The sequence below is a fragment of the Gimibacter soli genome (assembly GCF_028463845.1).
GTDB classification, from domain to species: Bacteria; Pseudomonadota; Alphaproteobacteria; order Sphingomonadales; family Kordiimonadaceae; genus Gimibacter; species Gimibacter soli.
This window is the reverse complement of the sequence record NZ_CP116805.1, coordinates 1811094-1834222: the sequence shown is the minus strand read 5'-3', so window position 1 is coordinate 1834222 and position 23129 is coordinate 1811094. Positions and strand designations below refer to the sequence as shown.

Annotated in this window: 21 protein-coding genes and 4 tRNA genes; all 25 read right to left on the bottom strand. The window is 60.2% G+C overall.

The features are described 5' to 3' along the window. Window positions 1-2: 2 nt before the first annotated feature. Window positions 3-1682 carry a ribonuclease J gene (locus tag PH603_RS08605; RefSeq protein ID WP_289501873.1) on the bottom strand — a complete coding sequence of 560 codons (1680 nt, stop codon included), beginning with the start codon at window positions 1680-1682 and terminating at the stop codon, window positions 3-5. Between the two features lie 13 nt (window positions 1683-1695). Next, the gene (locus PH603_RS08600) at window positions 1696-2478 is read right to left on the bottom strand and encodes a type III pantothenate kinase (protein ID WP_289501871.1); all 783 of its coding nucleotides are present in this window, start codon (window positions 2476-2478) and stop codon (window positions 1696-1698) included. A gap of 2 nt (window positions 2479-2480) precedes the next feature. Next, the gene (locus PH603_RS08595; RefSeq protein WP_289501869.1) at window positions 2481-3272 is read right to left on the bottom strand and encodes a biotin--[acetyl-CoA-carboxylase] ligase; all 792 of its coding nucleotides are present in this window, start codon (window positions 3270-3272) and stop codon (window positions 2481-2483) included. 2 nt (window positions 3273-3274) lie between these two features. After that, entirely contained in the window at window positions 3275-4726 is a 1452-nt protein-coding gene (gene nuoN / locus PH603_RS08590) for an NADH-quinone oxidoreductase subunit NuoN (RefSeq protein WP_289501867.1), read from the bottom strand. 12 nt (window positions 4727-4738) lie between these two features. After that, on the bottom strand, window positions 4739-6307 hold the full coding sequence (locus tag PH603_RS08585) for an NADH-quinone oxidoreductase subunit M (RefSeq protein ID WP_289501866.1): 1569 nt from the start codon (window positions 6305-6307) through the stop codon (window positions 4739-4741). Between the two features lie 21 nt (window positions 6308-6328). Next, complete coding sequence (nuoL, locus tag PH603_RS08580) at window positions 6329-8269, bottom strand: NADH-quinone oxidoreductase subunit L (protein ID WP_289501864.1); 1941 nt, start codon at window positions 8267-8269, stop codon at window positions 6329-6331. Window positions 8270-8274: 5 nt separating this feature from the next. Then, entirely contained in the window at window positions 8275-8583 is a 309-nt protein-coding gene (nuoK, locus tag PH603_RS08575) for an NADH-quinone oxidoreductase subunit NuoK (RefSeq protein ID WP_289501862.1), read from the bottom strand. A 14-nt stretch (window positions 8584-8597) separates the two neighbouring features. Continuing rightward, a complete protein-coding gene (locus tag PH603_RS08570) occupies window positions 8598-9233 on the bottom strand; it encodes an NADH-quinone oxidoreductase subunit J (protein ID WP_289501861.1) in 636 nt (211 codons plus the stop codon). 28 nt (window positions 9234-9261) lie between these two features. Continuing rightward, window positions 9262-9750, bottom strand: coding sequence for an NADH-quinone oxidoreductase subunit NuoI (nuoI, locus tag PH603_RS08565; RefSeq protein ID WP_289501859.1), 489 nt, complete (start codon window positions 9748-9750; stop codon window positions 9262-9264). 17 nt (window positions 9751-9767) lie between these two features. Next, window positions 9768-10805, bottom strand: a complete 1038-nt coding sequence (gene nuoH / locus PH603_RS08560; RefSeq protein ID WP_289501857.1) for an NADH-quinone oxidoreductase subunit NuoH — start codon at window positions 10803-10805, stop codon at window positions 9768-9770. Continuing rightward, window positions 10798-12849 carry an NADH-quinone oxidoreductase subunit NuoG gene (gene nuoG, locus PH603_RS08555; protein ID WP_289501856.1) on the bottom strand — a complete coding sequence of 684 codons (2052 nt, stop codon included), beginning with the start codon at window positions 12847-12849 and terminating at the stop codon, window positions 10798-10800. The genes nuoH and nuoG overlap by 8 nt, the downstream gene beginning before the upstream one ends. Window positions 12850-12884: 35 nt before the next feature. After that, window positions 12885-14168, bottom strand: coding sequence for an NADH-quinone oxidoreductase subunit NuoF (gene nuoF, locus PH603_RS08550; protein ID WP_353507393.1), 1284 nt, complete (start codon window positions 14166-14168; stop codon window positions 12885-12887). A gap of 11 nt (window positions 14169-14179) precedes the next feature. Next, a complete protein-coding gene (gene nuoE, locus PH603_RS08545; protein WP_289501851.1) occupies window positions 14180-14779 on the bottom strand; it encodes an NADH-quinone oxidoreductase subunit NuoE in 600 nt (199 codons plus the stop codon). Beyond that, window positions 14776-15954 carry an NADH-quinone oxidoreductase subunit D gene (locus tag PH603_RS08540; protein ID WP_289501849.1) on the bottom strand — a complete coding sequence of 393 codons (1179 nt, stop codon included), beginning with the start codon at window positions 15952-15954 and terminating at the stop codon, window positions 14776-14778. Before PH603_RS08540 ends, nuoE begins: the two co-directional genes overlap by 4 nt. Beyond that, a complete protein-coding gene (locus PH603_RS08535; RefSeq protein WP_289501847.1) occupies window positions 15954-16562 on the bottom strand; it encodes an NADH-quinone oxidoreductase subunit C in 609 nt (202 codons plus the stop codon). The genes PH603_RS08540 and PH603_RS08535 overlap by 1 nt, the downstream gene beginning before the upstream one ends. Window positions 16563-16649: 87 nt before the next feature. Further along, window positions 16650-17198 carry a NuoB/complex I 20 kDa subunit family protein gene (locus tag PH603_RS08530; RefSeq protein ID WP_289501846.1) on the bottom strand — a complete coding sequence of 183 codons (549 nt, stop codon included), beginning with the start codon at window positions 17196-17198 and terminating at the stop codon, window positions 16650-16652. Next, complete coding sequence (locus PH603_RS08525) at window positions 17189-17554, bottom strand: NADH-quinone oxidoreductase subunit A (RefSeq protein WP_289501844.1); 366 nt, start codon at window positions 17552-17554, stop codon at window positions 17189-17191. The genes PH603_RS08530 and PH603_RS08525 overlap by 10 nt, the downstream gene beginning before the upstream one ends. Before the next feature lie 251 nt (window positions 17555-17805). Beyond that, window positions 17806-17882 (bottom strand) — tRNA-Asp (locus tag PH603_RS08520). 42 nt (window positions 17883-17924) lie between these two features. After that, window positions 17925-19166 (bottom strand): dicarboxylate/amino acid:cation symporter, encoded by a 1242-nt coding sequence (locus PH603_RS08515; protein ID WP_289501842.1) that lies wholly within the window; start codon window positions 19164-19166, stop codon window positions 17925-17927. A gap of 194 nt (window positions 19167-19360) precedes the next feature. Further along, a tRNA-Asp gene (locus PH603_RS08510) sits at window positions 19361-19437 on the bottom strand. 81 nt (window positions 19438-19518) lie between these two features. Continuing rightward, window positions 19519-19827, bottom strand: a complete 309-nt coding sequence (locus PH603_RS08505; RefSeq protein WP_289501840.1) for a hypothetical protein — start codon at window positions 19825-19827, stop codon at window positions 19519-19521. 19 nt (window positions 19828-19846) lie between these two features. Continuing rightward, window positions 19847-19922, bottom strand: a tRNA-Val gene (locus PH603_RS08500). A gap of 50 nt (window positions 19923-19972) precedes the next feature. Beyond that, window positions 19973-20048, bottom strand: a tRNA-Val gene (locus PH603_RS08495). A 128-nt stretch (window positions 20049-20176) separates the two neighbouring features. Next, on the bottom strand, window positions 20177-20452 hold the full coding sequence (locus tag PH603_RS08490) for an HU family DNA-binding protein (protein WP_289501838.1): 276 nt from the start codon (window positions 20450-20452) through the stop codon (window positions 20177-20179). A 163-nt stretch (window positions 20453-20615) separates the two neighbouring features. Then, window positions 20616-23033 carry an endopeptidase La gene (gene lon / locus PH603_RS08485; protein ID WP_289501836.1) on the bottom strand — a complete coding sequence of 806 codons (2418 nt, stop codon included), beginning with the start codon at window positions 23031-23033 and terminating at the stop codon, window positions 20616-20618. Between the last annotated feature and the right edge of the window lie 96 nt (window positions 23034-23129).

Here is a 23129-nt window from a genome sequence, read left to right as displayed (position 1 = left end):
CTTCAGCCAAAATCGATCTCGTCCTGCCGCGTGATCAGGATATCGACCGACGGATTGCGGCCGATTTCCTTGCGGCAAAGGCGGCGGATCGCCACGCGGGCAGCCTCTTCCACCTTATCATCATCTTCGCGGTCGTTGCGTGACAGGCGCTCCAGCGCGTCTTCCACATCCGCAACCATCGCATCATAGAATGTATCATCGTCCTGCCGTGGTAGGCCGCGCAGGGCCAGAAGCGGCTCCACCGCCAGCCGGCCTTTCACATCAAGGATGACGCTTGCAGCCACATAGCCATTCATGGCGATACGGCGGCGGTCCACGATGGAAACACCGTCTGCGGGCACCACAACGCTGCCATCTAGCGCGGTGCGGCCCACGGGGGCCTTGTCGATCAGCTTCAGGCCGTCTTCCGAAATCTCGATCACGTCGCCGTTTGCCGGCACGATCGTGTGCTTGATACCGATTTCGAGCGCGAGGGCCGCGTGCCGGTACAGGTGGCGCGGCTCACCGTGCACCGGAATGGCGCAGGTCGGCTTCGTCCAGCCATACATCTTCCTGAGCTCGGCGCGGCCCGGGTGGCCGGACACATGCACGAAAGCATCCTTCTCGGTGATCACCTTCACACCCTTCTCGACCAGCTGGTTGAAAAGCGCACCGAGGGTGATCTCGTTGCCGGGGATAATCTTCGACGAGAAGATGACCGTATCGCCGGGGGCGATATTCAGATGTTTGTGGTCGTCGCGCGCGATACGGGCGAGCGCAGCGCGGTCTTCGCCCTGACAGCCGGTGCAGGCGATCAGGATCTTGTCGCGCGGGAAGGCGCCGGCGTCGGCCTCGTCCACGAGTTCGGGGAAATCGGTCAGGTATCCGGTCGCCTGCGCGGCCTTCAGGATACGGTGCATCGAACGGCCCAGCAGCACGACATGGCGGCCATGCTTGCGCGCTACCTGCCCGATGGTATCGAGCCGCGCGACGTTCGAGGCGAAGGTGGTGATGATCACCCGTTCCTCGATACCGGCGACGATATCCATCAGGCTTTCCTTCACGGCAGCCTCGGACCCGGATTCGCTTTCGTTGAAAACGTTGGTGCTGTCGCCCACCAGCGCCAGCACGCCTTTGTCGCCGAGCGCCTTCAGGGTCGGCGACGGGCAGACGGGGCCGATGATCGGCCGGTCATCCAGCTTCCAGTCACCGGTGTGGAAGATCGTGCCCTGGCTCGTTTCAATCGCCAGGCCGTGCCCTTCGGCAATCGAGTGCGCGAGCGGCACATAGGTGACGGTGAACGGGCCGAGCGCGAAGGGCTCCGACTGGTTCACAATCGTCAGCGGCACCACATCCAGAAGCCCGGCTTCCGAAAGCTTGTCCTTGATCAGTTCCGCCGTGAAAGGCGTGGCATAAACGGGGCAGCGGAAACGCGACCACAGATAGGGTACGGCGCCGATATGGTCTTCGTGCCCGTGCGTGACGACAAGGCCGACGAGATCCTTCTGTTCGTCCTCGATGAAGCCCGGATCGGGGAAGATGAGGTCCACGCCCGGTGTGCCGGCGTCAGCGAAGCTCATGCCGCAATCCACCATCAGCCACTTGCCTTTGTGGCCATAGAGATTGAGGTTCATGCCAATTTCGCCGGAGCCGCCAAGGGGCAGAAACAGCAGGCGGTCGTCGCTGGCGCGCAAATAGGCCATCAAAATTCCTTGTTTAGGCGGAGGCTACGTTACGCTCATAGATGAGCCGCAACCCCTGCAGGGTCAGGTCACCGACCACCACATCGATGGAATCGGTCCGGTTGGAGAAGATGGTGGCAAGCCCCCCGGTTGCCAGCACCTTCATGGTGGGGCTGTGTTCGGCCTTCAGCCGGACCACAAGCCCTTCGATCATGCCGACATAACCCCAGAAAACGCCCGACTGCATGGCTTCGAGCGTGCTTTTGCCGGTCACCAGATTGGTGGCGGGCGGGGTTACGGCGATCCGCGGCAGCTTGGCCGCTGCCTGGTGCAGGGCGGAAAGGGAGAGATTGATGCCGGGGCAGATCACCCCGCCAAGATAGGCTCCCTTGTCGCCCACGATATCGAACGTGGTGGCTGTGCCGAAATCCACGACGATAGCAGGCCCACCATACAGCGCATCGGCCGCCACAGCGTTCACAAGCCTGTCAGCGCCGACTTCCGCCGGGTTCTTCACATGCACCTCGACACCAAGCTTCACATCGGGCGCCCCGACGATCAGCGGCCGGGTTGCGAAATATTTCTGGCAAAGCTGCGTCAGCGGCCACACCACCTGCGGCACCACGCTTGCGATAATCGCGCCCGTGACGTCGCTTGGTTTACGGCCATGCAGCGACATCAGATGGCTGATGGAGACAAGATATTCGTCTGCGGTGCGCTGGTCATTCGTTGAAAGGCGCCATTGTTCGACGATTGTATCGCCGTCGATGAGCGCGAAGACCGTGTTGGTATTGCCCGCGTCGATGGTCAGGAGCATGGTCAGAAACCCCGTTTCGGATCGGCCACTGGAAATATGTCCCCGGCATATAGGCGCATTTGCCCGCCGCCGTCCAGCGAAACGACAAGCCCGCCATCTGTGGCGAGTGTCTCGGCGCGGCCTTCGAAGCGTTCGTTCGCTGTCTGGAACACACGTCGCTCGCCCATGCCCCAGGCATGCGCCAGCCATTCTTCGCGCACCTGTGGCCAGTCGGCAGCACCGAGCCGCGTCAGTGCCCGCTCCACCGAAACGGCAAGGGCAGCGAAGGCTTCGCGCACAGGCACGCCCTGCCCCGTGACCGTTTTCAGGTCGGTTGCCGGGAACTGCGCGTCCGAAGGGTGATGGGCGAGATTGAGCCCGATTCCGATCACGAGATAGGCAAGGCCGCCCGCGCCGTCCGCCGCGCTTTCGGCCAGAATGCCCGATGCCTTGCGGCCACCGATCAGCACATCGTTGGGCCATTTCACCTGCACGTCGTCGGCATAGGCACCAAGCGCGATGAAGGTATCGCGGATCGCCAGCGACAGGGCGAACGGCAGGCTGCCCATTGCATCCGCCTTCAGGAGCGGGAAGCACAGGTGGCTGGCGTAAAGATTGCCGATCGCCGAGGTCCAGACCCGGCCACGCCGACCGCGGCCAGCTGTTTGCGTGCCAGCGACCAGCCACAGCGGCGTGCGGTGCCCGCCTTCCGCCATGGCAACGGCGCAGGCGTTGGTGCTGTCCAGCTCGTCAAAATAGAAGGCCTCGACCCCATGGGGGGCCGAGGCGCTCCAGTCTTCTCTTGTATCGGTCAAGATCAGTAGATCAGCGACTTCGCTGCCCAGGCTGCGGCTGCGATGAGCGGCGAGATCAGCAGGAAGCTGACCGGCGAATGCAGCACAGCCGACACGCCGATCACGAGCGGGATAGCGCGGCCCTTGTCGGCGTCGAAGTTGCCGGCGGGCTCGTCGAAGAACATCACCTTCACGATACGGATGTAATAGAAGCAGGAAATCACGCTGGCGAGGAGGCCAACGATGGCAAGCGGCGTGAGACCAGCTTCGACAGCCGCCCAGAAGACCACCCATTTGCCAAAGAAGCCTGCCAGAATCGGGATACCGGCCAGCGAAAACATGAAGACGGCGATACCGATGGCAAGCGGCAGATTGGTCTGCGACAGGCCGGCGAGATCGCTGATTTCCTCAACCATCTGGCCGTTGCGGCGCATCGACAGGATGGCAGCGAACGAACCAAGGGTCATCGTCACATAGATGGCTATGTAAACGAGCAGTGCTTCAACACCGGCTTCGGTGCCTGCGGCAAGGCCGACAAGCGCGTAGCCGACATGGCCGATGGACGAATAGGCCATCAGGCGCTTGATGTTCGTCTGCACGATGGCGATCACGGCACCAACGATCATCGAAGCGATCGAGATGAAGATCACAACCTGCTGCCATTCGGTCACCAGCTCGCCGAACGCACCGAACATGGCACGCACGAACATGGCAAGCGCCGCTACCTTGGGGGCTGCTGCGAAGAAGGCGGTCACCGGGGTCGGCGCACCTTCATACACGTCCGGCGTCCACATATGGAACGGCACAGCCGAAACCTTGAAGGCGAAACCGGCGATCAGGAAGACCATGCCGACGATCACACCGATGCCTGCATGCTCACCCGTTTTCACGCTATCAGCCAGAAGATCGAACGAGATCGTGCCGGTGAAGCCGTAAATGAGCGAGATGCCGTAAAGGAGCATGCCCGAAGAGAGCGCGCCAAGGACGAAGTATTTGAGGCCGGCTTCGGTCGCGCGGTTGCGGTTGCGGTGGATGGCGGCAAGAACATAGAGCGCAAGGCTCTGCAGTTCGAGGCCGACATACAGCGACATGAGGTTGTTGGCCGAGATCATGATCATCATGCCAAGCGTGGCGAGCGCGATCAGCACCGGATATTCAAACCGGTCGATCCCGTGGTCCGCCATGTAGCGCGACGACATCATCAGGGCGACGCCCGAGCCCACGAGCACCAGGATCTTCGAGAAGATCGCGAAGCTGTCGGTCACGAAGAGGCCCGAGAAGGTGACGCTGCGCTCGCCGCCCACATAGGCAACAAGGAGCACACCGACGAGGATGAACAGGAACACCGTCAGCGACGACACCTGCGTGTAAGCCTTGCCCGAACGGAAGACGCCGAGCATCAGGAGCGCCATTGCGCCGAGCGCCAGGACGATCTCCGGCAGGGCCGGGGCAAAGCTCGGAAGGTCTGCGGTCATCAAAGGCACTCCTTAGTGGTGAACCGGCTGCGACGCTTCTTCCGTCGCAGTTTCGGTTTCGGTAACGGTTTCCGCCGGGGTATCCACCATCGGGGCTTCCACGGCCGGGAACTTCGTGTCGATCAGGTTGGCGACCGACGCATGGATCGGATCGAGGAAGCTGTTCGGATAGACGCCCATCCAGAAGACGGCAGCCACAAGCGGCAGGAAGAGAAGCTTCTCGCGCAGCGTCAGGTCCGGCATTGCCCGCACGTCGTCCTTGTCGAGCTCGCCGAAGACGAGACGGCGGACAAGATAGAGCATGTAGGCCGCACCAAGGATCACGCCGAAGGCCGCACCGAAGGCCACCCAGCTGTTGTAGGTGTAGGCGCCGTTCAGCACGAGGAATTCACCGACGAAGCCCGAGGTGCCGGGAAGGCCGACCGATGCCATCGAGAAGATCACGAAGAGGGTCGCATAGACCTTCATGTTGATGGCGAGGCCGCCGTAACGGCTGATCTCGCGGGTGTGCAGGCGGTCGTAAATCACGCCAATGCAAAGGAACAGCGCGCCCGAGACAACACCGTGGCTCAGCATCTGGAAGATCGCACCTTCAACACCATTGGTGTTGAGGACGAAGATACCGATGGTCACGAAGCCCATGTGGGCGACCGAGCTGTAGGCGATCAGCTTCTTCACGTCTTCCTGCACAAGGGCGACGAGCGAGGTATAGATCACCGCAACAATCGACAGGCCGAAGACGAGCCATGCGAATTCCTGGCTAGCATCCGGGAACATCGGCAGGCTGAAGCGCAGGAAGCCGTAGCCTCCCATCTTCAGGAGAACGCCTGCCAGGATCACCGAGCCGCCGGTCGGTGCCTGTACGTGGGCGTCCGGCAGCCAGGTGTGCACCGGCCACATCGGCATCTTCACTGCGAACGAGGCGAAGAAAGCAAGCCACAGCCATGTCTGGACGTCCGGGTCGAAATGCGCCTGCATCAGGAGCGGGATATCGGTCGTACCGGTTTCCACGAACATATAAAGGACGGCCACCAACATCAGCACCGAGCCGAGGAGCGTGTAGAGGAAGAATTTGAACGCGGCATAAATCCGGTTCACACCACCCCACACACCGATCAGCAGATACATCGGAATGAGGCCGCCTTCGAAGAAGACGTAGAAGAGGAAGATATCGAGCGAGGCGAACACGCCAACCATCAGCGTCTCAAGGACGAGGAAGGCGACCATATATTCCTTCACCCGGCGCTCGACAGAGCCATAGGCCGCAAGCACCACGATGGGCATCAGGAAGGCGGTCAGCACCACGAACAGCATCGAGATGCCGTCCACGCCGACATAATAGTTGATCGCCCCGAACCAATTGACGCGCTCGACAAACTGGAAGTCGGCGGTTGAACTGTCGAAGCCTGTCCAGAGCACGATCGACAGCAGGAACGTGGCAAGCGTGGTGAGAAGCGCCACGGAGCGGATGTTCCGTGCCTCGATCTCGCTATCCTGATGGCGGATCATCATGATGACCAGTGCGCCAATAAGCGGCACGGCCATGATCCACGACAGGAGATGTCCTTCAAAGAAAGTCATAGTGAAAGTCCCCTGCCCTTCTTAATGCGTTCCAGCCGGTGATTGCGCCATGAACCAGGTGATCGCAAGTGCGAGGCCGATGATCATGGCGAAGGCATAGTGATAAACGTAACCCGACTGCAGCTTGCGGGCGCGGGCAGCGATAGCAGCCACCGCCGACGACACACCGTTCGGGCCAAAGCCGTCGATGGTCTGCTCGTCGCCGCGCTTCCAGAATACGCGGCCAAGCCAGAAGGCGGGGCGCACGAACAGGAAGTTATAAAGCTCGTCGAAATACCATTTGTTGAGGAGGAAGGCATAAAGCCCGTCCCACGTTTCCGCGACCTTGGCCGGGATGTCGGTGCGGCGCACATACATCTGGAAGGCCAGGAGGAAACCAAGGACCATCATCACGGTCGGCGCCCACTTGGCGGCACCCGACACATGGTGGGCTTCATCCAGCACGTCGCCCGCGAAGGTGACAAGCGCACCGTTCCAGAAGGCTTCACGCTCGTGCCCGACGAAATATTCGGCAAACACGAAACCAGCGGCAATCGCACCCACCGAAAGGACGGCGAGCGGGAACAGCATGATCCACGGGCTTTCATGCGCATGGTGCTGTGTATCCGCATCCGCGCGGCATTCGCCGGTGAAGGTCATGAAAGCCAGACGCCAGCTGTAGAAGCTCGTCATGAAGGCAGCGGCAACACCCAGCACATAGGCAAAGCTCGAACCGAAGGAATGCGAGGCATAGGCGGCCTCGAGGATCATGTCCTTCGAATAGAAGCCTGCAGTGAAGGGGAAGCCCGTCAGCGCCAGCGTGCCTATCGTCATGAAGATGAAGGTCAGCGGGGCAAACTTGCGCACGCCGCCCATGTTCCGCATGTCCTGCTCATGATGCATGGTGTGGATGACCGCACCGGCGCCAAGGAACAGGAGCGCCTTGAAGAAGGCGTGGGTGAAGAGGTGGAAAATGGCAGCGCCGTAAGCCGAAACACCAAGCGCGAAGAACATGTAGCCAAGCTGCGAACAGGTCGAATAGGCGATCACGCGCTTGATATCATTCTGCACAAGGCCAACCGTCGCCGCGAAGAAGGCGGTTGCTGCACCGACAACGGTGACAACAGCCAGCGCATCCGGCGCATACTGGAAGACCGGGCTGAAACGCGCCACAAGGAACACGCCCGCCGTCACCATGGTTGCCGCGTGAATGAGCGCCGACACAGGGGTCGGGCCTTCCATCGCGTCCGGCAGCCAGGTGTGGAGGCCAAGCTGGGCCGACTTGCCCATGGCGCCCACGAAGAGCAGCAGGCAGATCACCGTCAGCGCATGATATTCATGGCCAAGGAAGACGAGCTTGGCATCCTGATAGTTGCCGGCATTTGCGAAGATATCGGCGAAGTTCACGGTGCCAAAGAGCACGAACACGGCAAAGATACCGAGCGAGAAGCCAAAGTCGCCCACGCGGTTCACAACGAATGCCTTGATGGCGGCAGCGTTCGCGCTCGGCTTCTTGAACCAGAAACCGATAAGGAGATACGAGGCAAGGCCCACGCCTTCCCAGCCGAAGAACATCTGGACGAGGTTGTCGGCGGTGACGAGCATCAGCATCGCGAAGGTGAAAAGCGACAGGTAGCTGAAGAAGCGCGGTGTATCCGGGTCTTCATGCATATAGCCCATCGAATACCAGTGCACGAGCGCCGAAACCGAGTTCACGACAACAAGCATCACGGCGGTGAGCGTGTCGATGCGGAAGGCCCAGTTGAACTCAAGCGTGCCCGAGGTCACCCACGACAGCACATGGATGCTGTACTGGTTGTGGCCGAACGCCACATCCACAAAGGCCATCCACGACAGCACAGCCGAGACGCTGACCAGCGACGAGGTCAGGAGCTGGCTGGTGCGCTCGCCGATCTTGCGGCCCCAGAGGGCGGTGATCAGGAACCCGATAAGGGGCAGGAATACGATAAACTTGTACATCATGGTCCTTACCCCTTCATCTGGTTGATGTCTTCAACCGCGATGGAGCCGCGGTTACGGAAGTAGATCACCAGAATGGCGAGGCCGATTGCAGCCTCCGCCGCCGCCACAGTCAGGACGAACATGGCGAAGACCTGGCCGACGAGATCGCCGAGCGCAGTCGAGAAGGCGACGAGATTGATATTGACGGCGAGCAGCATAAGTTCGACCGACATCAGGATGATGATGACGTTCTTCCGGTTGAGGAAGATGCCGAACACCCCGAAGACGAACAGGATTGCAGCAACCGCCAGATAGTGTGCGAGCCCGATTTCCATGGCGCTTCTATCCCCTAGCCTTTCTTGCTGGCGGAGCCGATGCCCTCGCCCGATTTGACCTCGACCATCTCGTAAGCATCCTTCGGCTTGCGCGCGACCTGCTTGGAGATGTTCTGGCGCTTCACGCCGGCGCGCTGACGGTGGGTCAGTACGATCGCACCGATCATGGCAACGAGAAGGATCAGGCCTGCGGTCTGGAAGATGAACAGATAATCCGTATAGAGGATCGCGCCCATCGCCTTCACGTTTTCAACCTGTTCGGCCGCCGGGATCGGCGCGGTTACATTGTCTGCCACCTTGTCGCCGAACTGCCAGGCCATCACGAGCGTGACGAGTTCAGCCAGAAGGATGAGGCCGACAAGGCCGCCGATCGGGATATATTGCAGCGCGCCCTTCCTGAACTGGGCGAAGTTGATGTCCAGCATCATCACCACAAAGAGGAAGAGGACGGCCACGGCCCCCACGTAAACGATTACCAGCAGCATCGCCAGGAACTCGGCGCCCATCAGGACGAAGAGGCCGGCAGCGCTGAAGAAGGTCAGGATCAGCCACAGTACGGAATGTACCGGGTTTCTGGCCGAAATCACCAGAAAGCCTGCCGCCACGGCGACGAAGGCAAACAGGTAAAAAGCCCCTGCGGTCAGTGTCATTGGTCTTTCTCCGGTCCTTCGGTCCGCATCAGCGATAGGGCGCGTCGAGCTTGAGGTTCATCGCGATTTCACGCTCCCACCGCTCGCCGTTCGCCAAGAGTTTGTCTTTGTTGTAGAGAAGTTCTTCCCGCGTTTCGGTCGCGAACTCGAAGTTCGGGCCTTCGACGATGGCATCCACCGGACAGGCTTCCTGACAGAAGCCGCAATAGATGCATTTCACCATGTCGATGTCGTACCGCGTGGTGCGGCGCGAACCGTCTTCGCGCGGTTCGGCCTCGATGGTGATGGCCTGCGCGGGGCAGATCGCTTCGCAAAGCTTGCACGCGATGCAGCGCTCTTCACCGTTCGGATAACGGCGCAGGGCATGCTCACCACGGAAACGGGGCGAAAGCGGGCCCTTTTCGTACGGATAGTTGATCGTCGCCTTGGGACGGAAGAAATATTTGATCGACAGCCAGAAGGCGCCGACGAATTCCTTCAGCAGCAGGCTTTTGGCGACTTGTGCAATTGCGGTCATCGTTCAAGTAGCCTTTCTTAACCTTGGCTCGGCAGCAGGTCGAAAGCGACCATGATACCGGCGTAGAAGACGACGAAAAACAGCGACAGCGGCAGGAAGACTTTCCAGCCAAGGCGCATCAGCTGATCGTAGCGGTAGCGCGGCACGAAGGCCTTCACCATCGCGAACATCCAGAAACCGAACGCGATCTTGGCCAACATCCAGAAGATGCCGGGGATGAAATCAAGCGCCGGGATCGGGGCTTCCCAGCCACCGAAGAACAGCACGGCCATCACAGCCGACATCAGGAGGATGTTGGCATATTCACCAAGGAAGAAGAGCGCGAAAGCCATCGAGCTGTATTCAACCTGGTAACCGGCCACGAGTTCGGCTTCTGCCTCTGGCAGATCGAACGGCGGACGGTTGGTTTCAGCCAGTGCCGAGATGAAGAAGATGATGAAGATCGGGAAGAACGGGATGAAGTACCAGTTCCAGATCCCGCCCGACTGCGCATTCACGACGTCCGAAAGGTTCAGCGACCCAACGGCCATCAGCACGCATACAAGGACGAAGCCGATCGACACTTCGTAGGACACCATCTGTGCTGCAGAGCGCAGGCCGCCAAGGAAGGCGTAGCGGCTGTTCGACGCCCAGCCCGACATTATGATGCCGTACACGCCAAGCGACGAGATGGCGAGGATATAAAGGATACCGACGTTCAGGTCCGAGATCATCATGCCCGCATCGAACGGGATCACCGCCCAGGCGATGAGCGCGAGCGTGAAGGTGATCATCGGGGCCATCAGGAAGATGAACTTGTTGGCGCCAGCCGGCACCACGGTCTCTTTGACGAACAGCTTCAGACCGTCCGCGAACGATTGCAGCAGGCCGAAGGGGCCAACCACGTTCGGGCCGCGGCGCATCTGCACGGCTGCCCAGATCTTGCGGTCGAAATAAACCGCAAAGGCAACCGAGATCAGCAACGGCAGCACAATCGCGAGGATCGAAAGGACAATCGCGGTGAGATACAGAAGCGGCGATTCAACGCCGAAAAGGGAATAGATCGCCTCAACCATGGGTTCCCGTCGCCTCCTCAGCGTTGCCTTCGCGTATTTCCACGCACTCGGCCATGATCTTGGACGCCCGGAGGACCGGGTTCGTCAGATAGAAGTTCCCGATTGCCGGTGCGAATCCGCCCTCGGCAACATCGCCCTCGGCACCGAAATCGGCCCATTCAGCCGGTACGAGCGTATCGAGCGTGGCGGCCAGCGGCGCCAGCTTCACGAGCCGGGCGCGCAGTTCGCCAAGGTTGTTATAGCCAAGCTTGACTTCGAGCACGTCGGAGAGCGCACGCAGGATCGTCCAGTCCTCGCGAGCGTCGCCCGGGGCAAAGACGGCCTTTTCGGTACGCTGCACACGGCCTTCGGTATTCACATAGGTGCCCGACTTCTCGGTGTAGGCCGCACCCGGCAGGATCACGTCGGCGTTTTTCACGCCTTCGTCGCCGTGGGTGCCAAGATACACAACGAAGGTATCCTTGAAGGCCGAGGTATCGAACTCGTCCGCACCAAGGAGGAAGACAACCTTCAGCTTGCCGGCTTCGGCATCAGCCTTGATCGCCTCGATGCCGCCCTTGGCGGTGAGGCCAAGGTCAAGACCGCCCACGCGGGCAGCAGCGGTGTGGAGGACGTTGAAGCCGTTCCAGCCTTCCTTGACGCAGTATTTTTCAGCGATGTCATGCGCGGCCTTCAGGACCTGCGCACCGTCAGCGCGGCGCAGCGCACCCTGACCGACGACGATCATCGGCTTGGCGGCGGCTTTCAGCGCTTTCGACAGCTCATGACGACCGCCCAGCACCTTCTTCAGGAGCGTTGCATCGTCACCGAATTCCTCGACCTTGTAGGTCAGGTCTTCAGCCGAACCAATGTTCGCAACCTTCAGGCCGCTGTGGCGGGTTGCCTTGCGGATGCGGGCGTTGACGAGCGGTGCCTCGAAACGCGGGTTGGTGCCGACGAGCAGCAGGAAGTCCGCTTCCTCGATGCCGGCAATGCCCGAGTTCATGATGTAGGAGGCGCGAACGCCAGCTTCGAGCGCGGTGCCATCCTGACGGCATTCAATCCGCTTGGAGCCAAGGCCGCCGAGAAGGTCTTTCAGGGCCACCATCGATTCCATGTCGGCAAGGTCACCGATCACGGCAGCGATTTCAGCGCCTTTCACGTCTTTCAGCTTCTTCTTGATCGCCGCGAAGGCATCGCCCCACGAGGCTTCCTCAAGCTTCTTGCCCTTTTTCACATACGGCGTGTCAAGGCGGCGCAGCTTCAGGCCGTCATAGGCGAAGCGGGTGGTGTCCGAAATCCATTCCTCGTTCACGTCTTCATGCAGACGCGGCAGGATGCGCATCACGGCGTTGCCGCGCGCGTCCACACGGATGTTGGAGCCAACGGCGTCCATCACATCCACGGATTCGGTCTTTTTCAGTTCCCAGCTGCGCGCGGTGAAGCTGTAGGGCTTCGAGGTCAGCGCACCGACGGGGCAAAGGTCGATCACGTTGCCCGAAAGCTCGCTCTCGATCACCTTGTCCAGATAGGTGGTGATTTCGGTGTGCTCACCGCGCCAGATCGAGCCCATATCGTCCACGCCACCGACTTCCTCGGTGAAGCGAACGCAGCGCTGGCAATGGATGCAACGGGTCATCGCCGTTTCAACGAGCGGCCCCATATACTTGTCTTCCACGGCACGCTTGTTCTCGTGGTAGCGGTTGCCGCTACGACCGAAGGCCATGGCCTGATCCTGCAGGTCGCACTCGCCGCCCTGATCGCAGATCGGGCAATCGAGCGGGTGGTTGATCAGCAGGAATTCCATCACACCCTCGCGCGCTTTTTTCACGCGTTCGGTGTTTGTGTGGATCACCATGCCTTCGCCAACCGGCATCGCGCACGAAGCAATGGGCTTCGGCGAGCGTTCCATGTCAACAAGGCACATCCGGCAGTTACCGGCAATCGACAGGCGTTCGTGATAGCAGAAGCGCGGGATCTCGACCCCGACTTCCTCGCACGCCTGCAGCACGGTTGTGCCGGGTGCGACTTCGACTTCCTGTCCGTCAATCGTAAGCTTGGGCATCTGTTTCTCCTGGCCTCGAGGCTTCCCTCTCGGCCTTACTCCGCTGCCGCTTTGGCGTGATAGGCATCGATCCGCGCTTCCACTTCCCCGCGGAAGTGGCGCATCAGACCCTGGATCGGCCAAGCCGCCGCGTCGCCAAGCGCGCAGATGGTATGGCCTTCGATTTGTTTCGAAACGTCGAGAAGCATGTCGATTTCCGATTTCTCGGCTTCGCCCTTCACCAGACGTTCCATCACCCGCCACATCCAGCCGGTGCCTTCACGGCACGGCGTGCACTGGCCGCAGCTTTCGTGTTTGTAGAAGGCGGAAAGACGCGCAATCGCCTTCACGACATCCGTGGATTTGTCCATGACGATCACCGCCGCCGTGCCAAGGCCCGACTGCACTTCACGAAGGCTGTCGAAATCCATCAGCACCGTGTCGCAGACCGACTTGGGCAGCAGGGGCACCGACGAACCGCCGGGAATGACGGCCAGAAGATTGTCCCAACCGCCGCGCACGCCGCCGGCATGCTTCTCGATCAGGTCCTTCAGCGGAATGCCCATCTCTTCTTCCACGTTGCAGGGCTTGTTCACATGCCCGGAAATGCAGAAGACCTTGGTGCCGGTGTTGTTCGGGCGGCCAATGCCGGAGAACCAGCTGGCGCCGCGACGCAGGATCGTGGGGGCAACGGCAATCGATTCCACGTTGTTCACCGTGGTCGGGCAGCCCCAGACACCAACGTTCGCAGGGAACGGCGGTTTCAGGCGCGGCTGGCCCTTCTTGCCTTCAAGGCTTTCGATGAGCGCGGTTTCCTCGCCGCAGATATAGGCCCCTGCCCCGCGATGCACGAATACATCGAAAGCATAGCCCGAACCGCAGGCGTTCGAACCGAGGAAGCCCTTGGCGCGCGCTTCTTCAATCGCCGCGTCCAGAACTTCGGCCTCGCGGACGAATTCGCCGCGGATATAGATGTAGGCCGCCACAGCATTCATGGCGAAACCGGCGATCAGGCAGCCCTCGATCAGCTTGTGCGGATCGTGGCGCATCAGGTCGCGGTCTTTACAGGTGCCGGGCTCGCCCTCGTCGGCATTCACCACGAGATAGCTCGGGCGACCGTCCGATTGCTTGGGCATGAAGGACCATTTGAGACCGGTCGGGAAGCCTGCGCCGCCACGGCCACGAAGGCCCGAGGCCTTCATCTCTTCGATGATCCACTCGCGCCCCTTGGCGAGAATGTCTTTCGTACCATCCCAGTCACCGCGCTTCATGGCAGCCGGCAGGCGCCAATCCTGGTGTCCGTAGAGGTTGGTGAAGATGCGGTCTTTATCCTGAAGCATCATATTCCCCCTTACGCCTTCGCGATGAAATCTTTGAGCGTCGTGGCGCCGCCCTCGGGCGCGCTCGTCTGACGACCATTTTGCGGACCCGGCTTCACGTCCTCGCCCTTGGCGAGCGCATCGAGAAGCGCCGTCATGCTTTCAGGCGTCAGGTCTTCGTAATAATCGTCGCCGATCGCCACGACCGGTGCGTTGACACAGGCACCCGCACACTCGACTTCCGAAAGCGTGAACATGCCGTCAGCCGTCGTACCGCCCATTTCAACGCCGAGGCGCTTCTTGCAGGCCGAAACGATGCCATCCGAACCCCGCAGCCAGCACGGCGTGGTGGTGCAGACCTGCACATGATGTTTACCCACGGGTTTGTGGTTATACATCGTGTAGAAAGTGGCTACTTCCATCACGCGGATCGCGGGCATGCCGAGATAATCGGCAATGAATTCCATGATCTCTTGCGTGACATGGCCGTCATTCTGTTTCTGCGCCAGATGCAGAAGCGGCATCACGGCGCTTTGCTGCTTGCCGGACGGATACTTGGCGATATGACGCTGCGCTTCGGCCTCGTTTTCCGCCGTCCAGGCGAAGGCCACGGTTTCGCTTGCCGTGCTCATCTGTCCACCTCACCAAACACAATATCCATCGCGCCGAGTACGGCCGGCGCATCGGCCAGCATGTGGCCTTTCAGCATGAAATCCATCGCTTGCAGATGCACGAATCCGGGTGCCCGGATCTTGCAGCGGTACGGCTTGTTCGAGCCGTCGGAAACCAGATAGACACCAAACTCACCCTTCGGCGCTTCAACCGCGGCATAAACCTCGCCCTCGGGGACGCGGATGCCTTCGGTGTAAAGCTTGAAGTGGTGAATGAGCGCTTCCATCGAACGCTTCATATCGGCCCGGCGCGGCGGGGCGATCTTGTTGTCGATGGAAAGGACCGGGCCACCCGGCATGTCGTTCAGGCACTGGCGGATGATCTTCAGCGATTCGTAAATCTCGCCGATCCGCAGCATGAAGCGGTCGTAGCAGTCGCCGTTCTTGCCGACAGCCACCTTGAAATCCATCTTGTCATAGACTTCATAGGGCTGCGATTTGCGAAGATCCCAGGCGATGCCCGAACCACGCAGCATCGGGCCGGAGAAGCCCCAGGCGAACGCATCTTCAGCGCTGACCACGCCGATATCGACGTTACGCTGCTTGAAGATACGGTTGTCGATCAGAAGGGCTTCCATGTCGGCGAGAACCGCCGGGAAGGTTTCCGTCCATGCCATGATGTCTTCAGCAAGCCCTGCCGGCATGTCCTGGTGGACACCACCCGGGCGGAAGTAAGCGGCGTGCAGGCGGGCGCCCGAAATCCGCTCATAGAAGACCATCAGCTTTTCGCGCTCTTCAAAGCCCCAGAGAATCGGGGTCAGCGCGCCAACGTCCATCGCGTGGGTCGTCAGGTTCAAGAGGTGATTGAGCACCCTGCCGATTTCCGAGAAGAGAACGCGGATATACTGGCCGCGCAGGGGCACTTCGGCGCCCATCAGCTTCTCGATGGCGAGAACGAAGGCATGCTCCTGGTTCATCGGCGCCACATAGTCGAGGCGGTCGAAATACGGCATGGCCTGCAGATACTGCTTGTACTCGATCAGCTTCTCGGTGCCGCGGTGCAGAAGGCCGATATGGGGGTCAACCCGCTCCACGACCTCGCCGTCCAGCTCCATCACCATGCGCAGCACGCCGTGGGCCGCAGGGTGCTGCGGACCGAAGTTCAGGCAATAATTCTTGATATCGACTTCAGCCATTACTTGGACTCCGCCTTTTCGTCACCGGGCAGCACATACTGCGCGCTTTCCCACGGGCTCATGAAATCGAAGGAGCGGAACTCCTGGGCGAGCTTGACGGGTTCGTAAACCACGCGCTTCTCTTCCTCGGAATAGCGGACCTCGACATAGCCGGTGAGCGGGAAATCCTTGCGAAGCGGATGGCCCGAAAAACCATAGTCGGTCAGCATGCGCCTGAGGTCCGGATGGTCGGCAAAGAAGATGCCGTACATGTCCCATGCCTCGCGCTCGAACCAGCCGGCAGCCGGGAAAATCTCGGTCGCGGTCGGCACCGGGGTATCGGCATCGGTTTCCACCTTCACGCGGATGCGCTGGTTCAGGTGAACCGACAGCAGGTGATAAACAACATCGAAGCGCTTCACGCGCTCTGGATAATCAGCCCCGCACAGGTCGACAAGCTGCTTGAACAGGCAATCGCCGTCGTCCCGCAGGAAGGTCAGCACCTTCTGGACATGGTCGGCGCGCGCCGTCACAGTCAGCTCGCCAAAGGCAACCGAAACCGCGATCACCTCGTTCGGCAGGCGCCCGGCGATATGATCCCCAAGATCCTTCAAAACTTTGTCAGTCATGCGCTTACGCGCTCCCTTGGATTCGGGCGGAGTGTCGGCCTCCGCGGGTCATGGAAAGCCGGGCGCGCGCCGCCCGGCTGCCCCGAATTAACGAACGATGGTCCCGGTGCGGCGAATCTTGCGCTGCAGCTGCAGGATGCCATAGATCAGCGCTTCCGCCGTCGGCGGGCAGCCCGGAACATAAATGTCGACGGGCACGATGCGGTCGCAGCCGCGCACCACCGAATAGGAATAGTGATAATAGCCGCCGCCGTTCGCGCAGCTGCCCATCGAGATCACATAGCGCGGCTCGGGCATCTGGTCGTAAACCTTGCGCAGCGCCGGTGCCATCTTGTTCGTGAGCGTACCGGCCACGATCATCACGTCCGACTGGCGCGGGCTGCCACGCGGGGCAACGCCAAAGCGCTCAAGGTCGTAGCGCGGCATGGAGGAATGCATCATCTCGACCGCGCAGCAGGCGAGGCCGAAGGTCATCCACCAGAGCGAACCGGTGCGTGCCCAGTTGACCAGCTCTTCCAGAGACGTGACGACAAAACCCTTGTCGGTCAGTTCCTCGTTCAGATTCTGGAAATAGGCATTGTCCGCCGGGTTCTCAGCCCCTGTGGCAACCGCCGTGGAAGAGACTTCTACTCCCATTCGAGCGCCCCTTTCTTCCATTCATAAATGAAGCCGATGGTGAGGACACCAAGGAAGGCCATCATCGACCAGAAACCGAAGAGCCCGATCTTGCCGAGGGTCACAGCCCACGGGAACAGGAAGGCGACCTCAAGGTCGAAGATGATGAAGAGGATCGCCACCAGATAGAAGCGGACGTCGAACTGGTGCCGCGCATCCTCGAACGCCTCGAAACCACACTCGTAGGCCGACAGCTTTTCGCTATCGGGATTCTGCCGGGCGATGAGCCAGGCGGCAGCCACGAACACCACGGACAGACCAATGGCGATTCCAAGGAAAATAAGGATCGGCAGATACTGCATGAGCAACGATTGCATGAAGGTGCCTTCTTTCGTTAGCCCGGATTGACTAGCGCCCTTTTATCGACCAAGTGTGCCGCCGTAAAGACAGAATTTGGCCATATTGGGTCGTGGCGGCAGTATAACGAGGGGCTCACGGCATGAAAAGGGTTGAGCTTTAAGAACGACTCTCAACTGGGCACGTTAAGTGCCTGTGTCATCATGCGAAAACATGCTGGAAAAACAAAAACGCGCCTGCCGGAGCAAAGCGCGTTTTTCTTGGACCAAACTGGCGCGAGTGACGGGGCTCGAACCCGCGACCTCCGGCGTGACAGGCCGGCACTCTAACCAACTGAGCTACACCCGCATCGTTTGGTGGGGCAGTGTTTAGGGCCACCGCCTGCCCTTGTCAATCAGTCTCGTTCTTTTTTTTGTCCCTATTCGCAACAATGGCACTAACCCCCAGATTCGCCGTGACATTCGAGATGGTCCGGAAGGTATCGGGGAAGGTTTCAACGGCCACCAGCACCGCCAGAATTTCGGGCGGCACCCCGAACACGGCACAGAGCGGCGGAATGACGATATAGAGATTGGCCTGCGCCGGCAGGCTGACGATGGTGAGGCTGACAAGCACCGAAAGCGCACCCGCGGCCAGCAGCGTCGTCATGCTGGGCTCCACACCGTATATATGGGCGATAAAGATGGCGACCCCGAGATTGGCGGAGGCGCTTGTCACGCGGAGGAGCGAAACCGCCATCGGCAGCACCACGCCGCTTACCCTTTTGTCGATGCCCAGCCGGTCCGCACTTTCGATGGTGGCAGGCAGGCTGGCGAGCGAAGACCGGGTCGATGCCGCCACCACCTGCGCCGAGGCAGCCGCCCGGGCAAAATCACCCACCTTGACGCCGCTGAACCAGCCGACAAGCGGATAGATAACGAGGCCGCAGATGATGCACAGGACCGAAATCATCACGATATAGGAGAGAAGCGCTTCGGCGAGCGCTGCGTCCGCCCCTGCCCCGAGCGAGAAGGCAAGCGCAAAAATCCCGACAGGCGCCACCCAGATCACCCAGTGCACGATCTGCATCATCGCGTCACCGACCGCCCGGAAAAAGTCGGTCAGCATCACGCGCGGGCCTTCCGGCAGGCGGGTGATGGCGAATCCGAAGATGATGGCGAAGATAACGATCTGCAGGCTGTCGCCGTTCGCCGCACTCGCCAGAATGTTCGATGGAATGAGGCTGCGGAACCAGTCCCCAAGCCCCGGGGTTTCCGGGATCGTCGCCGTGGATGCCACAGATGCCCGGAGCGTTTCGGCGGCTGCCGGGTCCACCGGCATCATCGACAGGAAGGCCGGCATCAGGATGACGCCGATGAGCGCCGACACCACCAGGAGGAAAAGAAAAAGCCCAAGCGACCGCGCCACCATGCCGCCAGCGGCCGCTGCTTCGGTCGCCGTGCCGATGCCTGTCACGATCAGCGCGAAAATGAGCGGCACCACGGCCATGCGCAAGCCCGCAAGCCACATTGCGCCAACCGGGCCGGTCAGCGCCTCCACGTCGCTTACCCAGTGCGGCAGATAGGCCTGCAGCAACGCACCGCCAGCCACGCCGAGAAAGAGCGCCAGCAGAATGCGCATTGAAGATGACATACCTGTTCCCCCAGAACGTTTCAGCAAAGGATGGCGGGCGATGGCATTGATGGCAAAGGAAAACTGGGACCAGTAGGCGGCAATGGGCTGTAGCGCGCAGGCCTGCTGGTGCACCGTGTCACGCAGGGGTTTCAGTGTGGCAATCCTGAAAACGAAAAAAGCCGCAGAAACCTGCGGCTTTCTTCACCAAGCGATGGCGCGAGTGACGGGGCTCGAACCCGCGACCTCCGGCGTGACAGGCCGGCACTCTAACCAACTGAGCTACACCCGCGTGTCGCTTGTTGCGGGGCGTTGTTTAAGGGCGCTGCCCTCCCCTGTCAATCAGCTTTTTCAACTTTGCGCGACGATTTTTCTACACGCGCCAGACGAACAGCCAAGCCCCGCCGAGAATCAGCAATGCAAAAACGCCAAGCATCAGGAAACCGCGCCAGTCGCGGTTGCGAATGAGATCGAAAATGATCAGGAAAAAATTGAGAACCGGATGAAATGCCGCAACGATTCTGACCACCGACCCCGCCTTCTCGCTGGCCGTTGCATCATCGTCATAAAGCTTGTCGCGCGGGTCCTTCGGCGCCCATGACGCCTCGATGACAATAGGTGCGCGCGCCGCAGGCTTTGCTTCGGGCGTTTTCGCAGCATCATCTTCGGAAGGATGGGTCATGTCCGCCTCTGTCGTCGAATGGTGGGCAATAACGGGCTCGAACCGCTGACCCCCTCGATGTGACCGAGGTGCTCTACCAACTGAGCTAATTGCCCGTTCATTCTGACATGGAGTTGCATGGGTGTCATGCAAGGCGGCCGGTAAGTGGTGGGCGATGACAGGCTCGAACTGCCGACCCTCTCGGTGTAAACGAGATGCTCTACCAACTGAGCTAATCGCCCACTTTCAACCGGGTGACGGCGCTTTTAGGGCCAAACTGCCGCCCTGTCCAGCCCTATTTTCAGGTTTTTTGAAAAGAAAAACGGCCGCACAATCTGTACGGCCGTTTCTCTAGAACCTGATGTCAGGATTAGCCGTTAACGGCGTCCTTGAGGCCTTTGCCGGCCTTGAATTTCGGCTGCTTCGAAGCCGGGATCTTGATTTCTTCGCCGGTGCGCGGGTTACGACCCGTGGTCGCTGCACGAGCAGCAACAGCGAAAGTGCCGAAGCCTACGAGACGAACTTCGTCACCAGCTTTGAGCGAAGCGGTGATGGCGTCGAAGACGGCATCAACAGCTTTACCAGCGTCGGCTTTCGAAAGAGCAGCTGCATCGGCGACTTTTGCAATGAGATCGTTCTTGTTCAAGGTATCCCCCTCTGAGTTAAAGGACTGGGTTGGATGATCCAGCCCCGAAATGCGATGACAATGTAGAACTGAAAAAATCCTTATGTCAAAGCAAAAAACCGCAGAAAACTGCGGTTTTTTAATTTTTTTTCGCTTGAATTCGGCGCGTTTTGATTCAAGGCGATTAATGAGTCGTCGCTTGCACCCCGGAAACCGATTTTTCCTTGGAAATATCAGGGATTGGCTCGACGTCCTCAGGTGAAAGCGGGGTCAGCGGTTTCACCAATGCATGCTTCAAAACCTCGTCCACGGAGCGCACGGGGACGATTTCCATGCCCCTTTTCACGTTATCGGGGATTTCTGCGAGGTCTTTCTCGTTGTCCGCCGGGATCAGCACCTTGGTGATTCCCCCGCGGAGAGCAGCCAGCAACTTCTCCTTGAGTCCGCCAATGGCGAGAACGCGACCGCGCAGGGTCACCTCGCCGGTCATGGCGATATCGCGGCGAACCTCAACCCCGGTCAGGACCGAGACGATCGAGGTACACATGGCGATACCGGCCGACGGGCCGTCTTTCGGCGTTGCACCCTCGGGCACGTGAATGTGGATATCCTTTTTCTCGAATACCGAAGGCTGGATACCGAAAGCGAGCGAACGCGAATGCACATAGGAACGTGCCGCCTCGATCGATTCTCTCATCACTTCGCCGAGCTTGCCGGTCTGCTTGATCGCGCCCTTGCCGGGCACGGTCACGGCCTCGATGGGCAGCAGCTCGCCGCCCACTTCGGTCCAGGCAAGACCGGTTGTCACGCCAACCTGATCGATCTCGTCGATCTCGCCGTAACGATATTTGCGCACCCCGGCATAATTGCCGAGATTGCGGGACGTGAGCGAGATGGACTTCTTCTTGCCCTCGACGATTTCCTTCACCGCCTTGCGGGCGAGCTTGGCGAATTCGCGCTCCAGGCTCCGCACCCCGGCTTCGCGAGTGTAATAGCGGATCACATCGCGGACAGCACCATCCGAGATCGACCATTCTCCGCGCTTCAGTCCGTGATCCTTGATGATCTTCGGAATGAGGTGACGCTTGGCGATTTCGACCTTCTCGTCTTCGGTGTAGCCCGAAAGCTGGATGATCTCCATCCGGTCCAGCAGCGGCTGCGGCATCCGGAGCGAGTTGGCGGTGGTGACGAACATCACGTCCGAGAGATCATAGTCGATCTCCAGATAATGGTCGTTGAACTTGGAGTTCTGTTCGGGGTCCAGCACCTCAAGCAGCGCCGAAGCCGGATCGCCGCGGAAGTCCTGCCCCATCTTGTCGATCTCGTCGAAAAGGAACAGCGGGTTCGTGCTGCCGGCCTTCTTCATCGACTGCATGACCTTGCCGGGCATGGAGCCGATATAGGTGCGGCGGTGACCGCGAATCTCGGCCTCATCCCGCACGCCACCGAGCGAGAAGCGCACAAATTCGCGCCCCGTTGCCTTGGCGATGGATTTGCCGAGCGAGGTTTTACCAACGCCCGGAGGACCGACTAGGCAGAGAATCGGGCCTTTCAGTACCTTGGCGCGCTGCTGCACGGCCAGATACTCGATAATCCGTTCCTTGACCTTTTCGAGGCCGTAATGATCGGCGTCCAGCACCTTCTGGGCGAGCTTGATGTCTTTCTTGACGCGGCTGCGCTTGCCCCACGGAACGGTCAGCATCCAGTCAAGATAGTTGCGCACCACGGTCGCTTCGGCCGACATGGGGCTCATGGTTTTCAGCTTCTTCAGCTCGGCCAGGCATTTTTCCTTGGCTTCCTTCGAAAGCTTGGTGGCGTTGATCTTTTCCTCGAGTTCCTGAATTTCCTCGCGGCCATCGTCGCCTTCGCCAAGTTCCTTCTGGATCGCCTTCAGCTGCTCGTTCAGATAATATTCGCGCTGGGTCTTCTCCATCTGCCGCTTCACGCGGCCGCGAATCTTCTTCTCCACCTGCAGCACGCCGATCTCGCCTTCCATGAAGGCAAAGATGCGCTCAAGGCGTTCGGAAATCGTCGGGATGGCCAGCAGTTCCTGCTTGTCGCCGATCTTCAGCGCCAGATGCGCGGCAACCGTATCGGCAAGCTTGCCGTGGTCCTCGATCTGGCTGATCGTCGCCAGCACTTCGGCCGGGATCTTCTTGTTGAGCTTCACATAGGCGTCGAACTGGGCAACGACCGAACGCGCGAGCGCGGTCAGTTCCGCCGGGTCTTCCTCGGCGGGCTCCAGATAGGCGATCTCGGCTTCAAGGAAATCGTCATCCTTGGTGAAACGCTGCACGGTTGCGCGCTCGCCGCCCTCCACCAGCACCTTCACGGTGCCATCGGGCAGTTTGAGGAGCTGCAGGACGCTTGCGACCGTGCCGATGTCATACACATCGTTCGGGGTCGGATCGTCTTCACCGGCATCGCGCTGGGCCACAAGCAGGATCTGCTTGTCCTTGCCCATTACCTCTTCCAGCGCGCGCACGGATTTGTCGCGGCCGACAAACAGCGGCACGATCATGTGCGGGAATACCACGATATCGCGGAGCGGCAGCACCGGCAGGACGGTATTCGGGCGTGAAACGAGGTCAGATTCTGACATGACAGGACTCCTGGGACGGAGGAAAGGGACGTAAGAGCCGATCTTAAGGCAATGACGGGCGGGTTAGAAAGGGAAATTGCCCTGAACCGGCTGTCA

What these genes read in the sequence shown, in the direction of transcription:
- PH603_RS08505 (WP_289501840.1), bottom strand. Translation starts at nt 19,827, where the DNA reads ATGACCCATCCTTCCGAAGATGATGCTGCGAAAACGCCCGAAGCAAAG.
- PH603_RS08600 (WP_289501871.1), bottom strand. Translation starts at nt 2,478, where the DNA reads ATGCTCCTGACCATCGACGCGGGCAATACCAACACGGTCTTCGCGCTC.
- PH603_RS08530 (WP_289501846.1), bottom strand. Translation starts at nt 17,198, where the DNA reads ATGGGAGTAGAAGTCTCTTCCACGGCGGTTGCCACAGGGGCTGAGAAC.
- nuoE (WP_289501851.1), bottom strand. Translation starts at nt 14,779, where the DNA reads ATGAGCACGGCAAGCGAAACCGTGGCCTTCGCCTGGACGGCGGAAAAC.
- PH603_RS08540 (WP_289501849.1), bottom strand. Translation starts at nt 15,954, where the DNA reads ATGGCTGAAGTCGATATCAAGAATTATTGCCTGAACTTCGGTCCGCAG.
- nuoF (WP_353507393.1), bottom strand. Translation starts at nt 14,168, where the DNA reads ATGCTTCAGGATAAAGACCGCATCTTCACCAACCTCTACGGACACCAG.
- nuoI (WP_289501859.1), bottom strand. Translation starts at nt 9,750, where the DNA reads ATGACCGCAATTGCACAAGTCGCCAAAAGCCTGCTGCTGAAGGAATTC.
- nuoH (WP_289501857.1), bottom strand. Translation starts at nt 10,805, where the DNA reads ATGGTTGAGGCGATCTATTCCCTTTTCGGCGTTGAATCGCCGCTTCTG.
- PH603_RS08535 (WP_289501847.1), bottom strand. Translation starts at nt 16,562, where the DNA reads ATGACTGACAAAGTTTTGAAGGATCTTGGGGATCATATCGCCGGGCGC.
- PH603_RS08525 (WP_289501844.1), bottom strand. Translation starts at nt 17,554, where the DNA reads ATGCAATCGTTGCTCATGCAGTATCTGCCGATCCTTATTTTCCTTGGA.
- PH603_RS08605 (WP_289501873.1), bottom strand. Translation starts at nt 1,682, where the DNA reads ATGGCCTATTTGCGCGCCAGCGACGACCGCCTGCTGTTTCTGCCCCTT.
- nuoG (WP_289501856.1), bottom strand. Translation starts at nt 12,849, where the DNA reads ATGCCCAAGCTTACGATTGACGGACAGGAAGTCGAAGTCGCACCCGGC.
- nuoL (WP_289501864.1), bottom strand. Translation starts at nt 8,269, where the DNA reads ATGATGTACAAGTTTATCGTATTCCTGCCCCTTATCGGGTTCCTGATC.
- nuoN (WP_289501867.1), bottom strand. Translation starts at nt 4,726, where the DNA reads ATGACCGCAGACCTTCCGAGCTTTGCCCCGGCCCTGCCGGAGATCGTC.
- PH603_RS08585 (WP_289501866.1), bottom strand. Translation starts at nt 6,307, where the DNA reads ATGACTTTCTTTGAAGGACATCTCCTGTCGTGGATCATGGCCGTGCCG.
- PH603_RS08570 (WP_289501861.1), bottom strand. Translation starts at nt 9,233, where the DNA reads ATGACACTGACCGCAGGGGCTTTTTACCTGTTTGCCTTCGTCGCCGTG.
- lon (WP_289501836.1), bottom strand. Translation starts at nt 23,033, where the DNA reads ATGTCAGAATCTGACCTCGTTTCACGCCCGAATACCGTCCTGCCGGTG.
- PH603_RS08515 (WP_289501842.1), bottom strand. Translation starts at nt 19,166, where the DNA reads ATGTCATCTTCAATGCGCATTCTGCTGGCGCTCTTTCTCGGCGTGGCT.
- nuoK (WP_289501862.1), bottom strand. Translation starts at nt 8,583, where the DNA reads ATGGAAATCGGGCTCGCACACTATCTGGCGGTTGCTGCAATCCTGTTC.